The organism is Nostoc sp. NMS8 (genome assembly GCF_017115045.1).
Taxonomy (GTDB): Bacteria; Cyanobacteriota; Cyanobacteriia; order Cyanobacteriales; family Nostocaceae; genus Nostoc.
This window is the reverse complement of record NZ_JABXKK010000100.1, coordinates 115,072-140,045: the sequence shown is the minus strand read 5'-3', so window position 1 is coordinate 140,045 and position 24,974 is coordinate 115,072. Positions and strand designations below refer to the sequence as shown.

Below are 24,974 nucleotides of genomic sequence, written 5' to 3'. Positions count from 1 at the left end.
GGGGGATTTAGGGGGATCTAAAATTTTTGATACCGACAAGAGGACTTTTCAAACATCCTCTAAGGACTGGGGACTGGGGACTGGGAAAATTGTTCGGGGATTCAGACCCCAACCAAGTTTTAAAAAAACTCTTCCTAATCCCCAGTCTCCAGTCGTGGCGCGACCCGTTAAACGGATTAGCTTACTTACTCATCAGGAAAAGTCTGTACCTTACCATCAGGACTGAGAACAACTCGAATTCTGACATTTTGTCCGCGTTTATTGGCGGAAACAAAAGGTTTACCAACTTCAGGCATCCCAGCGCTATCAACAAATTCTCTTGCTACCTTATTCAGGGGAAAAATTCGTTCAACGGTGCCATCAGCACTAACTATCAAACTGTACTCTAATGTTTGTGCTAGTCCAGTCGGTGGTTGCCAGCGCTTTACTAAGTATTCTCTAGCTTCTGCTACTTGAGGTGTATCAAATAATGTACCAGTCGCTACTTCTCTGGATGTGGGAGATTTGCGTGCGTCCCCCAATTGATCGATAAAAGGATTATTCTCGGCAGTTCTAGAGGAGGGAACTTGGGAAGCAGGTTTCTCTACAGAAGAAGGTTGTTGTAGGGAATTGATTCTTTCATCTAGCTGTTGTGAGTTTAGTGGGGCGGGTTGGGTAGGAGCATTGACACGATTATTATTGGGTATGGTGTCAAGAGATAGAGGAAGAACTGGTGAGATATTAGTTGGTAAGCTGCTGGCGTTAGAAGATAGTCTAGGTGGCAAGTTTCGCAGTTGAGGAATAGCACCGGGTTGGGAGCTTGACCTTGTAGGATTTTGCCCCAGATTTGGTAATATGGCAATTTCCTGGCCTGGGAGTTTTTTGCTAGATGGTGCGTTAGAAAAGCTCGCCGGAGGCATCGCACTATTTTTAGGAAGGGTTGCAGTCGTCCCCTGAGGTATTGTTAATACATTCAGAGGTGGCGGCGTAGAAAAACTAGAAGAACTAGGGGCTATTAGAGGTGCTTGGGGTAAAGTGGATGTGGCAAGTGGAGGGGTAGAACCTAGCAAGTTATCTGATGGATTGATTGGAGTGGTTAGCCCAGGATCGGGCGTAGGAAAGTTTAGTGAGGATGAAGGTTCTAAAGCAGTCTTTACTGCTGCTGAATCTGATGTTTTGGCTGTTTGCTGTTGCTTTTCTCTAAGATTGTTAGCATATTGCCAAGTAACTGGTAAAAAACCTACACCTATTACTAATACTGCGGCAATAGGTGCCCAAGTCGGGAATCTCAGAGTGGAACTCGTGTTGTTGAGAGTTGGGAGTGCCATGACATCAGTCGAGTATTCATCTAAAGCACTTGCCAAATCGAATAGTTGCAGCAGACTGAGTTGAATTACAGGGCCAGATGAGTAATTGGCAAGAGAACCGAGAAATAGATTGTGAGTTAAATAGCTGCTTGGTTCTAAATAAATATTTGCCCCTGGAATCTGGGTATTAAAGGCATTTAATGTTTTTGTTGAAGACTTTAATTCCGGTTCATCCAATACTGTGCTTGACTGCTGGGTAGTTGAGAAACTGACCCAAAAGCTTTCTGGAGACTGTTGGAGAAATTGCTGTACGTAGCTAGAGACAGCATCACATAAAGCTTCGAGTTGCTCGCGATCGCCCCGAATTGGAATTCTGTTTTCTTCTGGTAATCGGGGATCGTCAAAACGTAACTCAAAACTTAGGTGTTTGAGGACAGTTTTACCCATCCAACGGGATAGAGGCGAACTTTGCGCGAATACTTCTAGCGTGCAAGTCGGTGGTGTATAGCGACGAATGACAGAATTTGATAGAGGCATAGCAGGAACAACTTGGAAGACTATTTGGGATTTTGCAAAAAATTGAGCGAAAAGTTGGAACGCCGGACTCCTCCACTCAGAACTTTGTCAGGTTCCTTCAGTTATGCAAACTGGTGTGGAAGGAGGAAACAGTGTTGACAGTGCATCGCCCAAAAAGAAAGCTAACGACCATCAAAAGGGTTTTCCGATCTCGCAAACAAATCGCAAGTAAATTTTGGTTGAGAAATTTCAAATCTAAAATTTTGTTGAACGGTCTATCAGTGCTAGCCAGAGACGGCGATGCCCACCAGTAGCACTGTAAAAAAGTAAATCTACAAGCAGTTTTAGAGCCAGGTTGGTTAGTAAATCCGTTGAGATTTTCTCGTCCTCTTCCATCCGCTCTTGGTAGGTGTTGCAAAAAGCATCAATATAGTCTCCAAGTAAAGCAGCTTGGTGAGGTTCCCGGTTATTTTCTGCCATTTGTTCTAACAGACCGACAGCGCGGCGAATCAATTCCTGGTGCTGTTTGGCTAGATAGCAGATGATCAAAACAAGCGATCGCGCTTCTTCGACATCTAGCTTTTTGCGCCCTCCTTGACCTTTGCGTAGGGGATTTGATTGGCGCAGTCGCCATAAAGCTACGCGGTCTGGCACTCTTGACTCTAAATTCAGATCGGTTGCCGCCGAAAGCATAGCCTCTGAACCAATCCCAGTTAAGGTTTCTAGCGCCAATAGCACCAAGTCTAATTGGGTTTTGATATTATCCCATTGGACTGTGTTTGGGGCTGGAAGCTTGATTAAATCCTCCCACTGGGAATTTGGAGTGGCTGAGTTGGCGGCCGAGTGCATAACTTTTAGCATAGGTGATCTAGCTGATAGGGGATGTTGCTGTTACCCATTTTGAAACCAGACTCTTCAGAATCAAGCTTGGTTTCCCATAGCTAAAGCCTTTGGCTCTTAGCTAGCTTTTTATGTGGTAAATAGCTGGTATCTTTGTCCTACTCTAGATGAAAATTTATTTTGGACAAAGTAGAAAATTATCAATTCTAGTTAAGGTTTACTTGACTTTTGCTGCTAGCTCCGTACAAGAGTATTAATAAACTATTGTTTTAAATGCTAACCGCTAATTATCACTAAGTAATTATTTAGAATACCTCATAATTTATTTGCAGTTTTAAATTTTGAAATTTCTTGATGTTTATTACTTGATCTTCATGTATATAAAATTACTATACAAATCTTTTACCTATTTGCTAAAGGCGTTTCTTACTACTGGAGATCATCCCACCCCATTTTGCTTGTGTGTAGCCTGTTATTTCAAGACAGGCTGGGCAACATCAGGAAGATTGATGTCTCCATGAAACTGATGACCAATATTAATAATTCATAATTCATAACTAAGGAATGGGTATACCGCAATACAGTTTAGTTAAGGGCTACTGGCAAAAATTTTGGGTTTTCGAGACGCGATAAATCGCCGTCTCTACAAATCTTTTTGTCTTATCTGAACTGTATTGTGGGGTATAGAGCCGCGACTAAATTAAAAATTCAGTGGTTTTAAATCCAGGGTAAAGGCATATTGTCAATAATAAGATGTCAATCTCAATAAAGCCTCAGATAATCGCATTTATGCCTACTTATTGAGAATATTTTAGGCGATCGCTTTCATCCATAAAAAAATCAATCAAGTGAGAAATCTTATTCTTTTTCAATACATAAACTAAGGCTTTTGTCAATGTATCATAAGGTTTAATTATAAATTATATTGGCAAACTTAAAAATTTGATCGAGTCAGCATTTGAAAATGTTGGATAATTGTTTTTGAACTTAATTTGTATTACGGAAATAATCGCATCCTAAAAATTTTGTCTTCGTCTTTGGAAGTTCTTAGCTTGCTGTTTAGTAGTAATTAATAAAGGATGTAAGAACTCTTTACGTCCTTCCTGATTTAGCAACATCAGCACTCCATCAGAATCTTTTCCGAATTCACTTACTACCTTATGTGCGTAATCACAATTGACCTGCCACCACCCATTATGTTTGCCTATTGTGTATAGTACATAAAAATAAGTATCGGCTGCTACGTTTTTTTCAGCACATTTATAACTTACTGCGGCCATTCCAGTGCCAAAAGCCACGTCTGTCCATGTCAGTATTCCACCTTTATTAGCTAGAGTTTCTGGATTTTTACCTTGCACCATTATGTAGTAAACCCTATCAGTTTGCTCTGAAATATTTGCTGCACCTATATACTCAGCACAAACTGGGCTATTAGTAAAAAAGCTAAAAGCTGCAATGAAAGGTAAAATCTTGGTCTTCATACTGTTTTTATTTTGTAACTTCTGCTTCATCCTAACTTTGGGTGATGAAATATAGCAGTTCTCGTTTGAATGCAATTGAGAACCGCTATAGTTACATTTATTGCTACTTTATTTGATGTGAGCAACCGTAACACCGGTGCCGCCATCTGCTTGTTCTGCTGGTTCGTAGTTGTTCACTCTGGGATGCTGTTGCAAAAAGGCATGGACGCCTTGTCGTAGCTTACCAGTGCCATACCCGTGAATAATCCAGACTGGGCCTGTAGCTTCCGAGATGGCTTTATCTAAAATGTATTCGGCATCAGCTACCCGTTTACCACGCAAATCGATGGTATTTTGAGAAGTCCGAATTTCTGGGACACTTTGCGGTGGCGCGGTTACTGCTGCTGGGGCTGGCTTGGGTTTGACGACTGGTTCGGCTTTTTGACCATCTAAAGATTCTATATCTTCTAACTTCACAGCCATTTTCATTAGCCCAAAGCGAACGCTTAACTGGCCATCTTCATCAGGGGCGGTGATTACATCGGCTACCTGTCCCAGTTTGGGAACACGGATGCGATCGCCTACTTTGGGCATGAACCCAAGTTTTGGTTTTGCTGGCGTTGCTGGCTGATATTGCTGGCCAATTTGATTCAAAGCGTTGGTGGCTTGCTGCGCCTCTTGGGCTGTGGGCATACCTTTCTGCAAACGGCGGATCACTTGGGCAATTTCACCTTTTGCTTGAGCGATCGCTTGTTGCACTGCTACTTCTTGTGAAGCCCGCAAACTGCTTTCCCTCTCCTCCAAACTTGTGGCTTTTGCGGATACTTCTTTGTATAAACGTTCCGCTTGCTGCAACAAAACTTGGGCTTCGGCAGCTTTGGTTTCTTGACGGCGGCGTTGCGCTTCTAAGCCAGCAATCACCTGGTTAACTTCATCTGTGGCCTCTCCCACTTGGGTTTTTGCCTGTTGTACTACTTCCGGTTTTAATCCCAAGCGCAGGGCAATAGTTAAAGCGTTAGAACGTCCGGGGATGCCCCACAGCAGACGATATGTGGGCGAAAGAGTACTTTCGTCAAATTCTACAGAGGCATTTTCAAAGCGATCGTCTTCGTATTTTAGGGCTTTCAGTTCGCCGAAGTGAGTGGTGGCAATCGTTAGCTGGGCATGGTTAGCGAGATATTGCAACAAGGCGATCGCTAAAGCACTACCTTCTACTGGATCGGTTCCTGCACCGACTTCATCAAGTAAGACTAGGGATTGGGGATTAGGAATTTCCTTTTCCCCAGTCCCAAGTCCCAAGTCTCCAGTCCCCAGTCCCAAGTCCCCATTCCCCAATGCTTCTAAAATCCGACTAATTCGGCGGATGTGTCCAGAGAATGTAGATAAACTTTGCTGTAAGGATTGTTCATCGCCAATATCTGCCAGCACTTTATTAAACCAAGGGATTTCTACTGGTTCGTGGGCGGGGACAAATAAACCCACTTTCGCCATCAATGCTGCTAATCCGAGGGTTTTTAGGCTTACAGTTTTACCACCGGTATTTGGCCCGGTAATGGTTACAACCCGAATTTGCGGACTAATCAACAAATCTACAGGAACTACTGGTTGCCCTTGTTCGTGCTGTTGCTGCCACACTAACAGAGGATGTCGTAAGTTTCGCAAGGTAATGATTTCCTTGTCTTCCCGCTGGATAAATCGCGGGGGATTCGCCCCTAGCCAGTAACTATATCGCGATCTCGCGGTTGCCAAATCTAAAGTGGTGGCGATCGCTAACAATCTCTCTAAATCTGGTTTGACTGCGGCGACAAGTTCTGTCAAAATGCGGCGAATGGTTTCTTCTTCGGCTTGTTCTCTCCTGATGATCTGCCGCAGTTGGTTGCCTAGAGGTACTACTGAATTCGGTTCTACGTACAGCGTTGCACCACTAGTAGAGGTATCGTGAACAATACCGGGGATGGCATCTTTTTGGGGTGCTTTTACAGGGATGACAAAGCGATCGCTGCGTTGTGTAATTAGCTGTTCTTGAACTGCGCCAGATTTTGCCTGTAAAATATTTTGCAGTTTTTGAGTGATTTGGCTGCGTAATCGGCGTAAGTCTGTGCGAATTTCTCCCAGTTTTTGACTCGCGCGATCAGTTACCTGGGCCCGTTCATCAATACAGCGGTGAATTTCCTGTTCTAGTTCGGGATAAGTCCGCAAATCGGCAACTAAATCAGTCAGTATCGGTAAATCTTCCTGATTGTCAATGACACGGCGTAAATTTCTCGCACCAGCGAGAGTAGTGGCGATCGCTAACAGTTCATCCCCTGTCAAAGTCCCACTGCGTTCTGCACGTTCTAAGGAATCGCCAATATCTTGAATTCCTTCAAATGACAGCCCCGTAGTCAGGCGATTTTCCAGTCGGTAGACTTCTTTGGTTTGCTCTAATAACTGTTCGCTTTGGATCTGAGAATCGGGTATTTTCAGATAACGCGCAGCTGTCGCCCCTAGCTTAGTTGCCGCAAAGGTGGCAAGGTGCTGGCAGAGGCGATTCCATTCTAATAGTTCTAAGGTTTCAGATTGGATCAAGGTTTCAACATCTAATCTGAAATTATCGTAACAATTATAGTTCCTAGATGGATAAATCTTAAAGAAGAAAATTTTGCTTTAGTCTGATGCCTGGTTTGGGCTGCGACAACGCCTTAAGCTAATCCACACTGCGAAACCTTACCATCGCCTTTCCGCAAAATTCAGTTATTTTGCTCTCTGCTTACCTGGATTTTCATTTGCCAATGTTTTTTGTAATACATTGTACGCAGAGGCATGATCTTAAAAAAAGTTAACCATTTCTATTGACCTCATATAAACATACAGCAGGACTACTTGTATTAAAAAAGAAACTTTTACTGGACATAAAATTTTTTTTTATTGGTTAAGATTTTGGTTAATATTTTATTCAAATATTTAAGAGTAATATTATTTTTTTAAATAAAAACTAAACCTATAGTTTTTTGGTTAAATGCTTAGAGAATAAAGAATGTAGATTGCTATATTGACATTTGTAGAAAACTAGCTCAAGAAGATGTAGCAATCGCTATTGCTAACAAAAAACGCGAAAGCTTTGTTGCCCAAGCACAACAAGCCAAAGCAGAGGAATCAGTTAAGACAGCAGGTGAAGTTAAAAAAGCCGAACGCAACAAACGCCTATCGGTGATTGCTGCGGAACGAGAAGCCGAAGAACGGAGTATTAGTGATTGCAACGTTGTAGAAATCGATGCTTTCCGCCGTCGCCGTCAAGCAGAAATCGCCCAACAAGCAGCAGAATTAGAAGCTGAAGCAATTCGCACCCTCGCAGTAGCTAACCGCGATAAAGTTTTAGGCTATTTCTTGTGCCAAAACGTAAGGCTGGACAATGAGAGTATTAAATCGCTTACTACGCTCAAGATTCCATTCTCCCACCTGTACTGTCGTGGGTTTGGTAAGCAATAGCTCATCAATCCACTGTTGCACTGATGGAATGTTATCACTGGCGATCGCTACTCCAACATCTATCAAGCTTAAATCAGGTGCCACCAAAATTACTGCATCTCGTTGTACATGAGGAATTAGCCACTCCCACTCTGCCTCATCCAAAATCTTTGTTAATTCCGCTCTTAAATCCGACATCATTTCCCAATTTGTCTTTTCTAAGATACTATTCTACAAATGTTACAAATCGTAATCTTATTCTTACGGCTATATTTCCAGATTCTTTAAAACGTCTGCCACATAGAGCAATACAGAAATTTATCCGTTGAGGCAGGGGGAGCAGGGGATGTAGGGGGGAGAAATAGAAACCTGACTTTTCACGGCATCTGGAAAACCTCTCTCTAAATCTCTCTCCTAGAAGGAGAGACTTTGAATTTTCCCCCTTCCCGCGACGAGTTGGGAGTTAGGGGTTAGATTTTTGGTGGACTTTTCCACATAACTTGAAAAGTCAGAAATAGAAACTGGCGTTGAGTTTTGCCTCCCCTCCTTCCCCTACCTCCTCTGCTTCCCTTGCTTATCCGAGCAGTATTGGGGTTAGAGTTCCTTAATCTCAGCAATAACTCTTCATGGTAATAAATCCCAACAAACGCTAACCATCTCCCACCTCGCTACTTCCCTGTTTTCTTGGAAATAGCGGTTTTTAATAGGTATTTTTTCCTACTTTTGGGGTAGTTTTTAGGGAAACAAGTACCCTAAAATTACAAAACATCCTGAAATCTATATAAATTAATGCTTTCATCTATCCACATCAGGCTACAACACCTTAGAATGATTCATTGAAAAGTCGAGCCGATGGGATGTACAGCCGTTTAGAGTAAAAATACTCCCAAAGGATGATTTTTGTATTTCTGCGAATAGAAATTTCAGTACAAAATGTATTAATTTGCATACGTACTGGAATCTCAAGTAAACCTTCAGGAGTTTGACATGAACAAAGGTGAATTAGTTGATGCCGTAGCTGAAAAAGCTAGTGTTACCAAGAAACAAGCGGATGCAGTCTTAACTGCCGCTTTGGAAACCATTATTGAAGCGGTTTCCTCTGGTGATAAGGTAACTTTGGTGGGATTTGGTTCATTTGAATCACGGGAACGTAAAGCCCGTGAAGGTCGCAACCCGAAAACAAATGAAAAGATGGAAATTCCAGCTACGAGAGTACCTGCTTTCTCCGCAGGAAAACTGTTTAGAGAAAAGGTAGCACCCCCAAAAGCATAGGTTCTGTCTTCGGGAACCCTTTTTTAATGCGGCAACCTGCACACGGGGGAAATTTAGCCTGGGCAGCAGCACTGGCTGGCTGTCCCCCTGATGCTATTCTGGATTTTTCTGCTAGCATCAGCCCGTTGGGGCCTCCAAACAGCGCGATCGCTGCTATACTGTCCCAAATTGGTAATCTTAAGCACTATCCAGACCCAAATTATAGTGAACTGAGACTAGCTCTCAGTCACTTCCATCAATTGCCGCCTGAGTGGATTCTGCCGGGTAACGGCTCCGCAGAATTACTCACTTTAATCGGTAGGGAATTAGCTCAATTAGCCGCAACAATTTTAATAACTCCAGCCTTTGGCGACTACTACCGAACCCTAAGGGCATACGACGCGAAAGTGCTGGAGTGTCCTTTGTCGTTAGTCACTGGTCATTGGTCATTGGTCATTGGTCATTGGTCATTGACAAAGGACAAAGGACTATTGCTAAACAATCCGCACAACCCAACCGGAAAGCTATTCTCGCGGGACTCTATATTGCCCTACTTGGAGCAATTTGCTTTGGTTGTGGTGGATGAAGCATTTATGGATTTTGTGCCGCCCAATGAGGAACAAAGCCTGATTCCGGTGGTACAGGAATATCCAAATTTAGTAGTATTGCGATCGCTGACCAAATTTTACAGTCTCCCAGGATTGCGATTAGGATATGCGATCGCACACCCCGATTGTCTAGCAAAATGGCAGCTATGGCGCGATCCTTGGCCTGTAAACACACTAGCGGCAGCGGCGGCAATTGCGGCACTCCAAGATACAGAGTTTCAGCAGCAAACCTGGGCATGGCTACCACCTGCACGAAACCAACTCTTTCAGGGTTTAGCTGAAATCCCAGGATTGCAACCCCAAGCAAGTGCCGCTAACTTTTTACTGGTTGAGTCTCAACAGTCTACTTTGCAGTTGCAGCAACAATTACTCAAACATCATCAGATTTTAATCCGCGATTGCCTTAGCTTTCAAGAACTAGGCGATCGCTTTTTCCGGGTTGCTGTACGTGAAGAGTCCGATAACCAACGCTTACTAACAGCGTTAAGTAATGAGTAATGAGTAATGAGTAATGAGTAATGAGTAATGAGTTGGGAATCTCACTTCTTTATTTAGCACTGGCTTAACGCCCCGCTACAGCTAACAGAACTATTTTGCCGAATAACTAATGACAAATGACAAATGACTAATGACTAATGACTACGATATTGTAATTATTGGCGGCAGTCTTGCTGGATATTACGCTGCCCTTGCTGCAACCCAACTACGTGCTACAGTTGCCCTGGTGGAACCCAAAGTAGATTATGGGTTTACTCATCATCATGCTCTTACGGAAATTGCTAAACTGGCACAGAAGTTGAATAATGCTGCTGGTTCTGGTATTCACGCCACACACACTAATACCTCAGAAAAATGCCATATATCTATGGCACGGCAAGAAGCGATACTGTATGCTCAATGCGTCGCCTCAAATCTTAAAGAACAGCATTCTCCAGCTATCCTAGCCGCGCAGGGAGTCGATGTCATCGTTGGCAGTGGTCAATTTCAATCTTCCCCGCAACTAGCTTTTGCAGTTAACAATCGCCTATTACGCGCCCGTACCTATTTGCTAGCCACTGGTTCACGTCCAGAAATTCCTGAGATTGAAGGATTGCAAGCCACTGGCTATCGAACCCTGTCTAATATTTGGCAATCCTTACAGGGAGAGACATTACCCAAAAATTGGGTAATTATCGGCGGAATTCCCCAAAGCATTGAAATCGCTCAAACTTTAGCGCGGTTTGGTTGTAGTGTGACGTTAGTAGTCAAGCATCCTTATGTTCTCCCCTATTTAGAGCCTGAGATAGCCATATTGCTTCAGGCACAATTGGAAGTCGAGGGTGTGCGCGTCCTCACCGAAAAACCAGTAACTCAGGTAAAGCTAATTGAGGATAAAAAGTGGATTCAAGCAGGAGATAAGGCCTTTGAAACTGATGAAATTTTAGTGGCGACTGGACAACAGCCAAATCTCGAATCTCTCAATTTGGCAACAGTAGGCGTGAAATGGCATCAGCGTAGCTTAGTGGTGAATGATAAATTACAAACCACTAACCACCGCATTTATGCTTGTGGTGATGTAATTGGTGGTTACGACTTTGCCAATATCGCTAATTATGAAGCCAAAATTGCCCTGAACAATGCCCTCTTTTTCGCCCGGCTACGAGTAAATTATTGCTCCACTCCTTGGGCGATATTTTCTGTGCCGATGCTGGCGCAAGTCGGTTTGACTGAAGCCCAAGCAAAACGCCAATTTGGTAGAGATGAAGTTTTAGTTTTGCGACAGTATTTTAAAACAGTGGTAGCAGCCCAACTTCGGGACGAAACTACTGGTATGTGTAAATTAATTGTGTTACGCAACGGGGAAATTTTGGGAGCTTCGATATTGGGGGGAGAAGCTGGAGAATTAATTAATTTGATTGCCTTGGCAATATCACAAAAAATTAAAGTCAAAGATTTAGCAAATTTATCTCCCGTCTATCCCAGTTTCTCAGTAATTCTGGAACAGACTGCAAAAGAGTGGAGTAAACAAAAGTTAAATAGCAATATTGCTTTACAAGAGTTTTTAGAAGGCTTCTTCCATTTCCGCCGCAATTGGAATTTATGAATTATTGAGCATTGGGCATAACACTATATCGACTTTAAAATCTTGTTTCGCCTCGTTCCCAGCCTGGAGGCTGGGAATGTATTCCGAGAGGTTCTACCTCTCGTCAAGCCTCTGGAGGCGAATTACAAATTATTTTAAAATGCCTGCATTATCCACACTACTCCGGCTGCTACTAGAGGCACGCTGAGGTTATCTGTACCGTGTGGTGAGACTGCCTCTACTAGGGTGGCGAAGGTAGCACTTACCACTGCCGTTAATAAGGCCCATCCTAAACCTAAAGGTGTTGCTAGGGGACTCAGCGACGAACCAGGTAGCAACAACAGCACCAAGAAAATCACCACTGTACTTGCTACAAACATTGCTGCCGAACCTTCCCAGGAACGCACAGAATTTCCCACTTGGTATTTATGCTGTCCGAAGCGTCTACCGATTAATGCCGCTAGCGCATCACCCCAGGTCATTGCCATTATCCCAGCAACCGCGATCGCAACGCTATCTACTGGCCCATCTGGCCGCCACAGCAACCCGAATAACAGTGTCACTGAGATAGCAAAGTAAACTGTACCAGGTGAGCTATCTTCAGTATCCATTGCGCCGATGATTCGGTAGCGGTAAAACAGGTAATTGAGTCCGATAAAGGTAGCAAAAGGTATAATTCCGATTTGCCAGCGATTAAACAGCAGCAGGACACCGAAAACCCACATCCCTGCACCAATATGAATCACTTTGCGGGTCAAATCTGGCTTTACCGCAAATAGCCTACGCAGTGCCTCGCCAATGACAAGCAGACTGGTGGCGTAAACATAAGAAATTGCTAGTCCGATAAAATCATTATTTGTCATTTGTCATTTGTGCTTCACTTTGGTCGATCGCTATTTCTTCTAAAGTTCTTTTCTACTGACGAAACGCTACCAATACCTTGAAGAATACCACGACCGATTAAACCTAAACCACGACCAATTATTTGAGTAAGAATGAAGACTATACCGCTACCTAAAAAAGATAATAGTGATTTTAGACGCGGTGCGATCGCATCACTAAATTCTAGCAACAATGTCACTACTAAAGGAATATTAGAAAGTCTTACTAACTCCTGATTTCGAGGAGCATAAACTGAAGTTTTGGCAATACCACGAGGCACTATTACAAATAGATCATAACGGCTTTCAAACACTGCTTTTGGTTCATTTATATAATTTCTAAATCTATATTTCCATGATAAATCATTTCTAAATTTTTCAATCTCTCTTGTGGAAATCAATTGCCGTCCATAAAAATTCTGCTTAATCTCTTCTACATCTGCTAAATAATTTAGCAATGGTTGCACTACCCCATTCGCTACCTGAATCAACAAGTTCTCTAAAATCATTAGTGCCTGAGACTTAGACTCAGCGCTCACTACTGAATATGAGGTATTATCAATATTTAATTCTATTTGAAATATAAGATAAGAATATAACTCACAAATTAGCGGAATTTTATTGAGAATATCTCTTTGCACAACCTCTGTATTTTGTAGCAGCAAGTTAACAATTTCTATATTTTTATTCCCTATTTTGATTCGAGAAAATTTACCGAAAAAATCTGTTATAGCTACTTGCCATAAATCGTGTATTAAGATATTTTTCAATTCATATAATTGATTTATCTCAATGTGAGAAGCACGCATTTCATCCAACTGTTGAACTAATTTTTGCAGGATAAGATAAAGTAATTCCCGCTTTTTATCTTCACGAAAGATGTCAATTTCTAGAGGTATCTCTGTGACATTTTTTAAAGGAAATTGAAGTTTAGTAACGCAAGATGCAAACAAGACAGATTGTAGTGTTCCCGGACTAACTAAAGGTGAGACAGTTTGTCTTTGTTGAATGGCACTACTCAACGAAGGAGTCAAAGGCGGCTCATCGGCAATCGGAATTTCCCCTTGCTTTTCTTGTGATGAAACCAATAACCGATTTAGCAACCAACGAATTGCTAACAGTTCTCGCCGCCGTCCAGCTAGAATTGCTCGATCTAGTACTGGTAATCCGGGAACTTGTAATTGTGCTGTTACTACGGACAGGGTGGCGTCAATGTTAGTGTTTCCTGACAAAAGCAAATTATTTCGGAGTTTAGAAAATGGGGGTGGGGAGTCGGGAGAGATGCGATTAATCGCGTCTGTACTAGGGAGTAGGGATATGATTGCTTCCGCATCGTCAAACCAGTAAGAACCTCCATTTGCAACCTCTTGGATAGCAGCGACTAACTCAGCAAGTGGTGTACCTTTGGGGCAGTAGCCATTTACACCAACAGATTTTGCAGCTAATAGCAGTCCTTGTTCTTGGACAGAACTGAGGAGCAAAATTGGGAGGTTGGGATATAAGGCTCTGAGTTGGCGACAAAATTGTAAACCTAGCTGTTGACTGGTGGTAGAGCGACCATTACCGAACTCCAAAACTACCAAATTTACCTGGTTAGGGTCTTTTTCGGCAATTTCTGCTAGAATCTGCAAGGCAACGGTATCAGTTTCTACCGATGCGATCGCTACCAGGTTAGGAATTGCTTCCAGAGTTACTTGTAATCCCAGACGAAAAATTGGGTCTTGGTCGATTAACAATAATTTTATCGGGCGATCGCTCATAGTCCACTCAATGCATAAGCAGTGTTTTTACCAATCAAAAAACAACTTTGATACAAAACTTTGTCTTTACGATTGTTACCTGTTTTCGCAAACTGATAAATCGATCATAATTGCCTCATGCAGCCTTCATTATGTAATTAAATGAACCTGAGTATTCGGCACTGGTTGGCAGAACGCCATATCGCCATCAATCAAATTAGAGGGTTTTCAGCGGGGCAATTGGCAGGTATTGCCTACCGTATTGTTCAGGATATGGAAGTCAAAAGCCTTGTACCTTTTGATATCTGTACCTTGGTAGAGGTTTTAGAATTGCCCTTAAATATTGTTTGGGAAGAAATCAGTGTCATTTCCCGATTGACAGAAAACCTGTTGCGTAGCCTCAGCCAAAAAAAACCATTAAAACGTAACGAAGGGACGTGGTTAGCGTTTCAGATTGCCTATCTCCAGGCTTTGCAAGCAATTTTAGAGCAGGAGTCAAGGCTGCAAAGACCGTGGCTAGATCGGGCAAGTATACCGATGCAACCACACATCCTTATAGAAGATGTGGGTAGACTCATCCTTCAAGATCCGCAACTACAAGGATTGCTGAAAACTCTCACCCCAGGTAAATTGACTGATACTCAAGCTGAACAAGCACTATCTTTGGTTGCAGACTCATTGCTAGTGCAACAAATAAATAGCGCTGTTATTGCTTGGTTAGTTGCCAATGGTGCAGAGGAAACTGAAGCTAAACTCCTAACACAGCGTTTGGTCAACTCACTTCCTGGTGACATGCTGGTAGTTGTCACCGAGAATGCTGCACCTTTAGCCCAACTACAAAAATTTTTCCGATTGGGGATTTCATTATCTCCCAGCTTCATCGCCCCAGAAGTTGGTTCTACAGTCGGTGAGAAAATTGATTTGCACCGAGAACATTACCGTGCAAGTTTGATTCAAAACCTCAGTCAGCCTTTGCTGATGGAATCCTTTGCTCTCCAGGATATCTATGTGCCACAAAAAGGCTTACCAATAGAGGAAAATATTTCTGAGCAGGAGAAAAAAACTGTTAAACCAGTTGATTTAAAGACATGGGTAGAGCAACAGTTAACAGATTTAGAAACGATCGCTGTAATTGAGTCGGAACCTGGTTATGGAAAAACTAGTTTTTGCCAACTTTGGGCGGCACAAGTTGCACAAGAATTATACCCTACTTGGATGCCGATAATAATTAGGTTACGAGATGTAAAATACGGCAAAACTTTAATCGAAACCTTAAATTCTGCCTTTCCTGTTAATCTTTCAACTTGGTTAGAGCAAGAAAATCTCCCTTGTTTGTTGCTGCTCGATGGTTTGGATGAACTACCCCATTCTCCTCAGGGTATCAGGGCGCAAGCAATTTTTCTTCAGCAATTATTGAACTTTCAATCTCAGCATCGACACAAAATTGTGTTGACGAGTCGTTCAACGACGTTACCAGAAATCGTCTCGGAACTACCGCTATTGTTGAAGCGAATTATTATCCAGCCATTAGATGTAGACGAACTCAAACAATGGTTTCAGCAGTGGGCAAAAGTGCAATCATTACCCATTGCTCAAAATTTATTTACATTGCTAAAACAGTCGGGGGTATTTGCTAACCAATCCAAATTAAGAGAATTATCTGCCCTTGTTCGTCAACCTCTAATGTTGCATTTGTTGGGCATTTTGCACCGCGACGGATTGCTAGATGATGAACTATTACAGTTAGCTGCTAATACCCAAAAGTCTTTTCTGTTATGGGAAATTCATTATCGTTTGAGTCGATGGTTATTGGGATATCCGCTAATTGGTGGCATTAAGACCATGCTATTGCGTTCAGGATCGGCTCATATCCACCGCACTCCAGAAGCGATCGCTAATTTACTTGCTGGTCGTCATCCTCAAGATTTACTTGAGCAGATGCAGGCGATCGCTCTTAAGATTTTACACTCACAACGTCACCAAATTAATCTAGCTGGTGAATTTAAGACTTTACCAGGGTTTTATTTTAAAATTCGGGATGTAGAAAGCTCAGGCGAAAGCGCCGCCCAAAGTAGTTTAATTGAGTTTTCATACATCAAGTTAGGAGAATTTCTTTGTGCAGATGCCATTGCTGCCCAACTTAAATTTTTGACTCAGTACCAAGATGAGGCTTATGGTACGCCAACTTTTGTGCTTGATTCTCCCAGTAGCGTAGCCCAGCATATTTATAATTTACTAGGTTACGGCATACTTAGCCAAGAAATTGAAGAACTGGCGATCGCTGGATTACGTCGCCAGCAAAAACACAAGTTTTCATTTGAAGTCTTGTTTCAACGTCTTTTATCTTTCTGGCGTGCTTACTGTCAAGGACGTTGGTTAGATGAAGGGATAGCCCACAACGCTCTAACTAATTTTCACGCATTACAAAACCCTGTGAATGTTGAACAGGTTAATGCTGCTGTAGGACTGAATGTCTTTTTATTGCTTTGTGCTTGCTACCGAGAAACAAAAATTCCTTTTTGGCTTTGTGGGAATCCAGTTAATTTGACAGAATTTAATCCAGAGGCGCTGAGTGTATTAATTGCAAGAACAACGGTTTTACATAAAAGTGCTTTCGTAACCCGAATCAAGTCTCTGGCTAGACTCAATTTACCGGGAGCCTCTTTATTACAAGTGACGTTAACTGGGGTAAATCTTGAGCAAACAAACTTATCCAATGCGGAGTTAATGGGGGCGAATTTAGCTGGAGCCAATTTGCAACAGGCTAACCTCACAGGCGCGAACCTTACACGCGCAAACCTTGCAGGCGCAAACCTCCAGCAGGCAAATCTCACAGGCGCAAACCTCCAACAGGCAAACCTAAGGGGGACAAATCTTAATTCTGCCAATCTCACCAATGCCTGTTTATTTGATGCAATTCTCACTGATACTGAGAAAAAATTGGCTGCTGATAATGGTGCTTTGTTCTCAAAAGAATCGTTTCAAAAACTGAAACATTTGCGATTGCAGCAGCCTTTCTTAAACACCGTCCAAATCACCCCAAACATTGATGTTAATTGGAAAAATCCCCCTGCGATCGGACAAATTGAAAGCTGCGAAGGCGCAATTTTGCCAGTAGATTTATATGATGATGATACCTATGATGAAACAGTTTTTGGCAATAATTCTATTGGGGGATAGGGCATTGAAAAGAGGCAGAGGGGCAGGGTGCGGGGGGCGGAGGGGAAAATTCTTCTCCCTGCTCCCTCATCTCCCCCAATCCCCAGTCCCCAGTCCCTAACCCTCCTGCGAATTACGGTAGCCAAAAAAGTTAATACTGTACTCAGTAATCCGCACTCCTGTTTGTTCTTCAATTTTGCGGATAAAATCTTCTGGTAGTTCTACATGGACATCAAGAATTTGATTTGTATCTATACAGTTAACATGACTGTGAGAGTCACTGATATTACCGTACAAACGCCCATCACAGCGTTCAATACACTCAATGATGCCTTGACTTGATAATGCTTCTAAGTTTTGATAAACAGAAGTATGACCGATCTCTTTGCCTTGTAGGTTCAAGCGATCGTAAATCTCTCTTGCTGCAAGGTGTTCATTTGCTTGCCAAAGTAGTTCCAGAATAAAGCGACGCTGACGACTGACGCGCATACCCAGAATTTGACAGCGCTCAAGCGCATCTTCTAAGGAACGAATTGGTTTTGTAGTAATTGTTTGTTTTTGCATATTACAGCTTGTTAACTGTTGAGGGAATTTTCCCATCTAAATGTTTATTGGTTATTTAATATATGCAATGATATTGCACACCGCTGTTTTACCTGTACTTATGTTTTGGCTTTTGATGCTGCGGAAGTAACAGGTGGCGATAATGATTTTTTTTTGGCTTGTATGACGGCTACTTTCTCAGACCTTAATCTAAAACAAACTCATTACAACTTTAACTTAAAATTGCTGTAAATGTCCACCTTGGGGCAGGCATCGCCTTACCCAAGGAAGCTAATTCTCATGGCATACCATATTAAATCGTGTAGTAATTATTTAGTTAGGTGTGAGTAATTATAGCAATGATAAAAGCAATATTTAATTTTAGTAAAAATCAGTGAAGTGAGTGGCGTAGGTGTAGCCCGCCTCAGGCATCGCCAGCAGATAATATCAAGGCTAGCAACTAGATGTATCTTTGTGATAACCAGCGAAAATTAAGCAAAAGTATCAAATAAATCTGAGCAAGTCAGACTTGTGCATAAACCTTGTGTAGGTTGACCAAATTATCAGCAAAAAAGTATCAGTAAATACTAATTTATTTTTAGAGGTGAATGTAGCGTCAATCGCTGAAAGCTGCTACTGTATATTGTCGATCCTACAGTTGAGCATCAAGAAAGTGGCTGCTGAATCAATAACAATTGCGATCGCACTCAATAATGACTTTATTAACAATCTGGATCTGTCGCCTGCGTCAACGGTGATTGAAAAACTGCTGCAAGATGGGGTTACATCCCATGAACAGCAGCTACGCTTTGATATCAATTACGATCTCGAACCTGGCGACCCACGGGAACTATCAGAAATTCCAGAGGTGCGGCTGTGGTTTGTGCGCCTAGATGCCAAATATCCCTGGTTGCCATTTTTACTAGATTGGAAGGCTGGAGAGTTTGCTCGTTATGCTGCCATGCTTGTACCACACCAGTTTAGTTTTCAAGAAGGTATTCAGTATAATCCCGAAGCCTTAGAGATATTTTTGATGCACAAAATCTTTATTTTAGGTGATTGGCTAAAACAGCAAGATATCCCTAGCCTATCGCGGCTGAAGTCTATGGCCCAAATGCTGGGCTATGAATTAGATGATGCTTTTTTTGGGATATTTTAATCAGAAAGAATTCAGTCAAATTAAGACCTAGCGAATAGAATTCACGGCTATACAGGCAAAGTCCGCGGAGGCGGACTAAAGTCAAATTAAGAGTTTGAAACCCACGGAGGTGGGTTTTGTTTGTATAGACGCGGTTTCTAACCGCCCGTTTCCTTTCTTGTTCTGAATTCTGACTTCTGAATTCTTCAAAAAACGACTGGTTTAGCCGCCCCAAATCTTCTCTAAAACTGCGTTTGGTGAAATATCCGCCGTTTTTCCCGTGGGGGATTCAATGGCCAGAAATTTATCGTTTTTCGGCAGCAACTTAACTGGATCGGTGGGCCCAAATAGGGCAATGGTATAGGTTTGGACAGCAACACTCAGTTGTAGTGCCTCATTATCAGTAGACAGCAGCAAATTTGCGCCGGCAATTATGGCTGTTAACTTGCCAATATCATCGGGGGCAGTTACTTTGATATCTGGAGAAGACTCCAGGAGCGATCGCACAAATTGCTCATCATCAGTCCCCTTAACGACCAACACAGGCAGATCCGGCTGCTTGTCTTGGAAGCCATGAATAATTTGCTGCCAACTTTCGACAGGGTAGATTTTATCCAGTTCTTTAGACTTGGATAATTGACCAGAACTGCCATTAATCAAGATATAGCCTGTTTCATTCACCCCTAAACGTTTTTGTTCTTTTTGTGCCCACTCAATATTTGGTTTTGGCACATTTACGGCTAACTCTGGGACGGGGCTATTTATTTCCAATGGTTGCAGCAAATCGTGGTATAATACTGCCGCATACTGGGATGGTTTGAACGGCACAGCATGGGTAAGAAAACCCGATCCTTTGCCTTGGTAGCCAATACGTATCGGAATTCCCGTCAACCAGAGTAAAAGACCCACCAACCAATTTTGCTTAACAGCAATGGCAACATCGTATTCGCGATCGCGAATGCTGCCGACCAAATTACCCCAATCTGCCAGACTATTACGGTCTTGAAAATCAAAGTTCAGTACCTCGTGAACCGACTTGCTCACTTGGTAGGCAGCCTTTGACCGGGGTTCAACAACGACATCTATCTGAGCGTTAGGGTAATGGCGCTTCAGGTTATCTAGAGTCGGAAAGAAGAGAATTTGGTCGCCAATTCCGCCAGGTACAAGGGCTACTACTCGCATAATATTTATTGACGCTTACTCGCTCCCTATTTTAGGGGAAAATATATAGCTTAAAGATTGAGGAATTCTGTGTATTTACTAATTCCCGCAGCTGGAATCGGAAAAAGAATGGGGAGTAACCGCAATAAACTCCTGCTGAAAGTGCGATCGCAACCAATTATTGCTTGGACTCTATTAGCCGCAGAAGCCGCCACTACCATCAGTTGGATCGGGATTATTTCTCAGTCTACCGATTGGCCAGAGTTCAATGCAATTCTCGCCGATCTGAAGCTGACCAAACCAGTAGAATTAATTCAAGGCGGTTCCACCAGGCAAGAATCTGTTTACAATGGCTTGCAATCTCTGCCGGTAGTCGCAGAACAAGTTTTGATTCATGATGGTGCTAGATGCTTGGTTACACCAGAATTATTTAACTCTTGTGCCGAGGCGATTCGCCATTTTCCCGGTTTAATTGCTGGTGTGCCGGTCAAAGACACTATCAAAGTTGCCGATGAACAAGGGATAATTCAAGAAACACCCGACAGACGACAACTATGGGCGGCACAAACTCCTCAAGGATTTGATGTCAAGTTATTGAAACAGTGCCATGCTGAAGGTGTCCGTCAAGGTTGGGAAGTAACTGACGACGCCGCTTTATTTGAAAAGTGCGGCATCGAAGTCCGAATTGTCGAGGGAGAGGAGACAAATTTAAAAGTCACCACTCCACAAGATTTAGCGATCGCAGAATTTATTCTCACAAGTAGAGGGATTAGGGATTAGGGACTGGGGACTGGGGGACAAAAAAGTGTGTTCCTAATGCTCAATACTCAGTTTTTAATTGGAGAGTGTCAAAATATTCTTCGACTTATGTTATTAAGATACAATCCCATACACATTGTTGATTGTTAGTTGTCATCTGCGAATGACTAATGACTAATGACTAATGACTAAATGATTACAGCCACAGCGACGAAGATAGAAGCAATTCTCTATTTAAAGGGTAAACCCTTGTCGCTCGGCGAAATCGCCGAGTATGCCGCGTGCGATCGCGCCACTGTCAAGGAAGGCATAATTGAACTCATGGACAACTATGCTCACCGAGATAGCGCCCTAGAGGTAATAGAAACCCCAGATGGTTACAGTTTGCAACTACGGTCTGACTTTCATGATTTGGTGCAAACTATGATACCAGTCGAATTGGGTGTAGGTGCATTGCGGACTTTAGCTGCGATCGCTCTCAATAGTCCTATACTCCAGAGCGATTTGATTAACCTGCGCGGTTCAGGGGTATATCAACACGTTCCAGAACTCGTAGAACTTGGTTTCATCCGCAAGCGCCGAGACAGTGATTCTCGTTCCTACTCATTGCAAATAACCCCGAAATTTCATCAGTATTTCCAAATCGAACAACTTCCGCAAATACTTTCCACCAATCAGAAGGAAGAACAATTAGAACTAGAACTAGAACTAGAACTAGAGGGAGTGGGGAGCGGGGAATAGGGAGTAGGGGAGCCAGAAAGAAGCAAGGGAGCAAGGGAAAATTTTCACCCTCTGCCCCCCGCACCCTGCCCCTCTGCCTCTTATAAATGCCCAATGCGCTTATATAAAAAATATTTATAATTCGTGACTGTAACCAACATTACCCCATCTGCCCTTCATATTTTGATAATATTCAGCTTGTGAAGCAAGAAAGCAGGGGGAGGTTGAGGAGCAGTTCTTGAACAAACCCCACAAGTAAAGTTAGGGACTTCAAAAATGGCGGACGCTTTTTTTCTCGCCCAAGGGGCGACGCTGCGCGAACGCACTATTTGTCTCGTAAAAAATATTTTTTCTTTCTCATAAATAAATTTAGGGGCTTCAGACCCCTTCTGAGCAGGAGAGGTATTTTCTTCCCCCATACTTCTCTTCTTCCCCTGCCTCCCCTGCTCTCTTCGGTGACTTGTATTACCCTCTTAACGACGATTAACCGTTGGCAAGTACAACTAGTGCAACAGATGCCGTTTGTTTATAACCTAGAAATACGAATCAATTGATTTGGGTGGGAGCGAGAGAGCATCTTATTTGGAGGTTGGTATTCTCATAGCTTTGTCAGTACGTCCATATAATTAAGTCTGCTGAAAAAAAGAGCAAGAGACTTGTATTGGTATAAGTATTTTCGTTAAGCTGGCAACCAAAGATGAAAATTAAGGTCTGAATTGCTTAAAAGCGTAGTTTAACGATGTAGTCATTAAGTCATTAGCAAAGACAAGTGACTAATGATTAAGGACAACCCAATACGATTTGACATGTTTTCGACCTCATACCCACTTAAAATAAAATAAAAAATGGCTAACAACGAAGAATCACGTGGTTTAAAGTCTCTATTTGATTGGTTTGCAAATCGAAGAAAGTCAGGATCTACCAGCCTCGAACGCCAAGAGCGTGAAATTGCTGATGGACTTTGGCATAAATGCTCTAAGTGTGGTGTATTGGCATATACAAAAGACCTGAAAGCCAATCAGATGGTTTGTGTCGAATGTGGTCATCACAATCGGGTAGACAGCGATGAGCGCATCCGTCAATTGATAGATCATAATACCTGGAAACCGATGGACGAGCATTTGCGTCCAACCGATCCGCTGGAATTTCGCGATCGCAAACTCTACAGCGATCGCCTACGAGAAACACAAGATAAAATTGGCTTAATAGACGCGGTTAACACTGGTTTAGGTCAAATCAATGGTTTGCCCATTGCCCTTGGAGTTATGGACTTCCGCTTCATGGGCGGTAGTATGGGTTCAGTTGTGGGAGAAAAACTCACCCGCATGATTGAGCAAGCCACTCAACGGCGATATCCTGTAGCGATCATCTGCACCTCCGGCGGCGCGAGAATGCAGGAAGGAATGCTCTCTTTGATGCAGATGGCGAAAATCTCCGCAGCCCTACAGCGCCATAAAGACGCTCGACTATTATATATTCCCGTTTTGACCAACCCCACAACGGGCGGCGTTACCGCTAGTTTTGCAATGTTGGGTGATATTATCTTGGCAGAACCCAAGGCAACCATTGGTTTTGCAGGTCGGCGAGTGATTGAGCAAACCCTGCGGGAAAAACTACCCGAAAACTTTCAAACTGCTGAAGATTTACTCCAGCACGGTTTTATCGATGATATTGTACCCCGTACTCAATTAAAGAATACCCTAACCCAGCTGATTGCTCTACACCAGCCTGTACTAACAACACCTCACATGGTTTTGTGGGAAACAATGTCCTTGACTTCTACCGCCGCAGAATAGAGCAGGGGAAGCAGGGGGAGACAAGGGTGAAAATAGTACCTTATCCTCCTCATCCCTCTCATCCTCTGCTTGGCTCTTGAAGAAACATCAGTGGAACAAGCGCTACTAGTCGGAATAGACCAGAGAGGGCAAACAAGCCTAGTAAGCCTCCAGATTGAGCAAATTGGACGAGAAAGCTGCCTATGGTTGTGCCTAAAGCGCCACTTACTCCAGCAACGGCAGCTGCTGTCGCAAAATAGATAGACTGATTTTTAATTGGTGCGATCGCCAATTGTATATTATTGCTGCACAAATCAATGGCCGCCCAAGTACCTCCAGCTAAGATGTGTAATAGAGGTAGCCACAACCAGATATCAAGGCGATTAGCACCAATTCCTAGCCAGAGGAGTGGTGTGACTCCAACCAAAATCCCAATACAGATGAGGATGGGACGATTACCAATCTTATCTGCTAATTTTCCCCATAGAATAAGCATTAGCAAAGTCGCCCCCGCCTGAAGGCTGTTGTAGACAGTCACGTAACTCACATCCAAATTCAGCGTGTCCAGCATGTAGAGGTTAAAAAAAGGACTGCTGAGGTTAACAGCAAGATTCCAGAAGCAGAAATACAGCAGAAATATCAAAAAGTTAGAATTTTTCCAAATACTGTTAGTTAACTGGTCTTGTGGCAAATGAATTGACTGAAGTACTTCAGATTCATCTTTTGTAGTGTCTGATTGAATCTCACTTGTTTGTGGTGACTTGCCATAATAAGTATTTTGCGATTGGGGATTTATATCCACCTGGAAATATTGACACCCCAATCCCATAATTCCAAAGACAATGCTTACTAGTAAGACCACCCCATAACCTTGTAGAGATCCCCCATACCAATGTGATACAACTAGTCCAGCCATTGGTACGCAAATCAAAGTGGTGAGGTTCGCAGCACTATTGCGTGTTCCAAAATACCTGCCTCGTAATCGCCGGGGAACTATCATTGCCACCCAACTTAGCCACGATGCAGTTCCTAATCCTCCTAAAAGATTGCTGAATAAAACAATCAAGAGTGTCAATATTACTAACTGCTGAGTATCAATTACTCCCCAATTGGTGCTGACAATAGCAATTACTAAAACCAACCATAACAGCCGACCAATTCCGTGCGTCCGAAGCGAATATTGAAAGCGGCTGGTGCTGCGTTCAGACAAGTAGGCACCTAAAGGCTGAATAAGATTGACCAACATCGGGATAGAAGACAACATCCCAAATACCACTGGACTAGCACCCAATTCCACCAATAAATTGCTGAGTAAAATGCCACTAGTTCCAAGAGAATAAACCGATGCTAAGACAGAATCCGCAGTGGATGCTTTTAAACTAATGCGAATAGTATCCTTGGGAATTCGAGAATTTGGAGAGATTGCTGTTGGTGGTGAGGCAATCTGGGCAATTTCTAGAGTCAGTGGCGCAGTTGTTTCAACCTGAACAGAATCCATAATCTATGTTTATGGGTGAGGTATCCTGGGAGAAATCCGATTGCAAAAGAACTCAGTATGCTTTAATTAGCATTGCTGATAATTTTCGTTATTTTAGCTTGCAATTTTCAATAACTAAAACATCATTCCTT

Annotated in this window: 20 protein-coding genes; 8 read left to right on the top strand and 12 right to left on the bottom strand. The window is 42.7% G+C overall.

What is annotated here, in order from left to right:
* Window positions 1-185: 185 nt before the first annotated feature.
* The 6 genes from HWQ39_RS25765 to HWQ39_RS25740 all read right to left on the bottom strand — a co-directional run bounded on the left by HWQ39_RS25765 (window position 186) and on the right by HWQ39_RS25740 (window position 7,747).
* Window positions 186-1,823 (bottom strand): DUF4335 domain-containing protein, encoded by a 1,638-nt coding sequence (locus HWQ39_RS25765; RefSeq protein WP_292851434.1) that lies wholly within the window; start codon window positions 1,821-1,823, stop codon window positions 186-188.
* Window positions 1,824-2,057: 234 nt separating this feature from the next.
* Entirely contained in the window at window positions 2,058-2,663 is a 606-nt protein-coding gene (locus HWQ39_RS25760) for a DUF3038 domain-containing protein (protein WP_292851431.1), read from the bottom strand.
* 995 nt (window positions 2,664-3,658) lie between these two features.
* Window positions 3,659-4,153, bottom strand: a complete 495-nt coding sequence (locus HWQ39_RS25755; protein WP_292851428.1) for a hypothetical protein — start codon at window positions 4,151-4,153, stop codon at window positions 3,659-3,661.
* Between the two features lie 78 nt (window positions 4,154-4,231).
* Complete coding sequence (locus tag HWQ39_RS25750; protein ID WP_292851425.1) at window positions 4,232-6,670, bottom strand: endonuclease MutS2; 2,439 nt, start codon at window positions 6,668-6,670, stop codon at window positions 4,232-4,234.
* A gap of 485 nt (window positions 6,671-7,155) precedes the next feature.
* Complete coding sequence (locus tag HWQ39_RS25745; RefSeq protein WP_292851422.1) at window positions 7,156-7,341, bottom strand: hypothetical protein; 186 nt, start codon at window positions 7,339-7,341, stop codon at window positions 7,156-7,158.
* A gap of 115 nt (window positions 7,342-7,456) precedes the next feature.
* Window positions 7,457-7,747, bottom strand: a complete 291-nt coding sequence (locus HWQ39_RS25740) for a DUF2288 domain-containing protein (protein ID WP_292851451.1) — start codon at window positions 7,745-7,747, stop codon at window positions 7,457-7,459.
* A gap of 789 nt (window positions 7,748-8,536) precedes the next feature.
* Here HWQ39_RS25740 and HWQ39_RS25735 point away from each other — a divergent pair.
* The 3 genes from HWQ39_RS25735 (at window position 8,537) to HWQ39_RS25725 (ending at window position 11,491) form a co-directional block, all read left to right on the top strand.
* Window positions 8,537-8,821 carry an HU family DNA-binding protein gene (locus tag HWQ39_RS25735; RefSeq protein WP_010998076.1) on the top strand — a complete coding sequence of 95 codons (285 nt, stop codon included), beginning with the start codon at window positions 8,537-8,539 and terminating at the stop codon, window positions 8,819-8,821.
* Window positions 8,822-8,847: 26 nt separating this feature from the next.
* A complete protein-coding gene (gene cobD, locus HWQ39_RS25730) occupies window positions 8,848-9,906 on the top strand; it encodes a threonine-phosphate decarboxylase CobD (RefSeq protein ID WP_292851419.1) in 1,059 nt (352 codons plus the stop codon).
* Between the two features lie 130 nt (window positions 9,907-10,036).
* Entirely contained in the window at window positions 10,037-11,491 is a 1,455-nt protein-coding gene (locus HWQ39_RS25725) for an NAD(P)/FAD-dependent oxidoreductase (RefSeq protein ID WP_292851416.1), read from the top strand.
* Window positions 11,492-11,625: 134 nt separating this feature from the next.
* Here HWQ39_RS25725 and HWQ39_RS25720 read toward each other — a convergent pair whose 3' ends face one another.
* Together HWQ39_RS25720 and HWQ39_RS25715 are read right to left on the bottom strand one after the other, a co-directional pair.
* Window positions 11,626-12,333 carry a phosphatidate cytidylyltransferase gene (locus HWQ39_RS25720; protein WP_292851413.1) on the bottom strand — a complete coding sequence of 236 codons (708 nt, stop codon included), beginning with the start codon at window positions 12,331-12,333 and terminating at the stop codon, window positions 11,626-11,628.
* A gap of 14 nt (window positions 12,334-12,347) precedes the next feature.
* The gene (locus HWQ39_RS25715; RefSeq protein ID WP_292851410.1) at window positions 12,348-14,111 is read right to left on the bottom strand and encodes a DUF3685 domain-containing protein; all 1,764 of its coding nucleotides are present in this window, start codon (window positions 14,109-14,111) and stop codon (window positions 12,348-12,350) included.
* A 141-nt stretch (window positions 14,112-14,252) separates the two neighbouring features.
* Between HWQ39_RS25715 and HWQ39_RS25710 the strand changes: the two genes are divergently transcribed.
* On the top strand, window positions 14,253-17,270 hold the full coding sequence (locus tag HWQ39_RS25710; protein ID WP_292851407.1) for a pentapeptide repeat-containing protein: 3,018 nt from the start codon (window positions 14,253-14,255) through the stop codon (window positions 17,268-17,270).
* A 96-nt stretch (window positions 17,271-17,366) separates the two neighbouring features.
* On the opposite strand, the gene HWQ39_RS25705 is transcribed toward HWQ39_RS25710, so the two are convergent.
* Complete coding sequence (locus HWQ39_RS25705; protein WP_292851405.1) at window positions 17,367-17,813, bottom strand: Fur family transcriptional regulator; 447 nt, start codon at window positions 17,811-17,813, stop codon at window positions 17,367-17,369.
* 667 nt (window positions 17,814-18,480) lie between these two features.
* On the opposite strand from HWQ39_RS25705, the gene HWQ39_RS25700 reads away from it, so the two are divergent.
* A complete protein-coding gene (locus tag HWQ39_RS25700) occupies window positions 18,481-18,951 on the top strand; it encodes a CRR6 family NdhI maturation factor (protein ID WP_292851448.1) in 471 nt (156 codons plus the stop codon).
* A 201-nt stretch (window positions 18,952-19,152) separates the two neighbouring features.
* On the opposite strand, the gene HWQ39_RS25695 is transcribed toward HWQ39_RS25700, so the two are convergent.
* Window positions 19,153-20,112, bottom strand: coding sequence for a glycosyltransferase family 9 protein (locus HWQ39_RS25695; protein WP_292851402.1), 960 nt, complete (start codon window positions 20,110-20,112; stop codon window positions 19,153-19,155).
* A gap of 69 nt (window positions 20,113-20,181) precedes the next feature.
* Here HWQ39_RS25695 and ispD point away from each other — a divergent pair, with 69 nt between their 5' ends.
* Both ispD and scpB read left to right on the top strand, forming a co-directional pair.
* Entirely contained in the window at window positions 20,182-20,871 is a 690-nt protein-coding gene (ispD, locus tag HWQ39_RS25690) for a 2-C-methyl-D-erythritol 4-phosphate cytidylyltransferase (protein ID WP_292851398.1), read from the top strand.
* Between the two features lie 171 nt (window positions 20,872-21,042).
* Window positions 21,043-21,591 carry an SMC-Scp complex subunit ScpB gene (gene scpB / locus HWQ39_RS25685; protein ID WP_292851395.1) on the top strand — a complete coding sequence of 183 codons (549 nt, stop codon included), beginning with the start codon at window positions 21,043-21,045 and terminating at the stop codon, window positions 21,589-21,591.
* Window positions 21,592-21,746: 155 nt separating this feature from the next.
* Here the strand turns inward: scpB and HWQ39_RS25680 are convergent, their stop codons facing one another.
* Window positions 21,747-21,989 carry a hypothetical protein gene (locus tag HWQ39_RS25680; protein ID WP_292851392.1) on the bottom strand — a complete coding sequence of 81 codons (243 nt, stop codon included), beginning with the start codon at window positions 21,987-21,989 and terminating at the stop codon, window positions 21,747-21,749.
* Between the two features lie 426 nt (window positions 21,990-22,415).
* Here HWQ39_RS25680 and accD point away from each other — a divergent pair, with 426 nt between their 5' ends.
* On the top strand, window positions 22,416-23,366 hold the full coding sequence (gene accD / locus HWQ39_RS25675; protein ID WP_292851389.1) for an acetyl-CoA carboxylase, carboxyltransferase subunit beta: 951 nt from the start codon (window positions 22,416-22,418) through the stop codon (window positions 23,364-23,366).
* A gap of 58 nt (window positions 23,367-23,424) precedes the next feature.
* On the opposite strand, the gene HWQ39_RS25670 is transcribed toward accD, so the two are convergent.
* On the bottom strand, window positions 23,425-24,843 hold the full coding sequence (locus HWQ39_RS25670) for an MFS transporter (protein ID WP_292851386.1): 1,419 nt from the start codon (window positions 24,841-24,843) through the stop codon (window positions 23,425-23,427).
* Window positions 24,844-24,974: the final 131 nt, after the last annotated feature.

Coding starts and splice junctions, on each gene's coding strand:
- HWQ39_RS25705 (WP_292851405.1), bottom strand. CDS start 17,813: ATGCAAAAACAAACAATTACTACAAAACCAATTCGTTCCTTAGAAGAT.
- HWQ39_RS25765 (WP_292851434.1), bottom strand. CDS start 1,823: ATGCCTCTATCAAATTCTGTCATTCGTCGCTATACACCACCGACTTGC.
- HWQ39_RS25725 (WP_292851416.1), top strand. CDS start 10,037: ATGACTAATGACTACGATATTGTAATTATTGGCGGCAGTCTTGCTGGA.
- accD (WP_292851389.1), top strand. CDS start 22,416: ATGGCTAACAACGAAGAATCACGTGGTTTAAAGTCTCTATTTGATTGG.
- HWQ39_RS25670 (WP_292851386.1), bottom strand. CDS start 24,843: ATGGATTCTGTTCAGGTTGAAACAACTGCGCCACTGACTCTAGAAATT.
- HWQ39_RS25715 (WP_292851410.1), bottom strand. CDS start 14,111: ATGAGCGATCGCCCGATAAAATTATTGTTAATCGACCAAGACCCAATT.
- scpB (WP_292851395.1), top strand. CDS start 21,043: ATGATTACAGCCACAGCGACGAAGATAGAAGCAATTCTCTATTTAAAG.
- HWQ39_RS25760 (WP_292851431.1), bottom strand. CDS start 2,663: ATGCTAAAAGTTATGCACTCGGCCGCCAACTCAGCCACTCCAAATTCC.
- HWQ39_RS25680 (WP_292851392.1), bottom strand. CDS start 21,989: ATGGGGGAAGAAAATACCTCTCCTGCTCAGAAGGGGTCTGAAGCCCCT.
- HWQ39_RS25735 (WP_010998076.1), top strand. CDS start 8,537: ATGAACAAAGGTGAATTAGTTGATGCCGTAGCTGAAAAAGCTAGTGTT.
- HWQ39_RS25740 (WP_292851451.1), bottom strand. CDS start 7,747: ATGTCGGATTTAAGAGCGGAATTAACAAAGATTTTGGATGAGGCAGAG.
- HWQ39_RS25720 (WP_292851413.1), bottom strand. CDS start 12,333: ATGACAAATAATGATTTTATCGGACTAGCAATTTCTTATGTTTACGCC.
- HWQ39_RS25695 (WP_292851402.1), bottom strand. CDS start 20,112: ATGCGAGTAGTAGCCCTTGTACCTGGCGGAATTGGCGACCAAATTCTC.
- HWQ39_RS25710 (WP_292851407.1), top strand. CDS start 14,253: ATGAACCTGAGTATTCGGCACTGGTTGGCAGAACGCCATATCGCCATC.
- HWQ39_RS25755 (WP_292851428.1), bottom strand. CDS start 4,153: ATGAAGCAGAAGTTACAAAATAAAAACAGTATGAAGACCAAGATTTTA.
- cobD (WP_292851419.1), top strand. CDS start 8,848: ATGCGGCAACCTGCACACGGGGGAAATTTAGCCTGGGCAGCAGCACTG.